Annotated in this window: 1 rRNA gene; it reads left to right on the top strand. The window is 51.5% G+C overall.

The window, feature by feature from the left end:
• Positions 1–266, top strand: a 16S ribosomal RNA gene (locus tag GCN78_RS29055); the annotation flags it as partial.

The raw sequence follows: 266 nt of genomic DNA, 5'->3' as shown, positions 1-266 counted from the left end.
CCTGGGGAGTACGGTCGCAAGATTAAAACTCAAAGGAATTGACGGGGACCCGCACAAGCGGTGGATGATGTGGATTAATTCGATGCAACGCGAAAAACCTTACCTACCCTTGACATGGCTGGAATCCTTGAGAGATTGGGGAGTGCTCGAAAGAGAACCAGTACACAGGTGCTGCATGGCTGTCGTCAGCTCGTGTCGTGAGATGTTGGGTTAAGTCCCGCAACGAGCGCAACCCTTGTCATTAGTTGCTACGAAAGGGCACTCTA

Source organism: Janthinobacterium rivuli, assembly GCF_009208735.1.
In the GTDB taxonomy this organism is placed as follows: domain Bacteria; phylum Pseudomonadota; class Gammaproteobacteria; order Burkholderiales; family Burkholderiaceae_D; genus Janthinobacterium.
The sequence above is the reverse complement of the archived record's forward strand: the minus strand, read 5'-3'. Positions and strand labels throughout refer to the sequence as shown.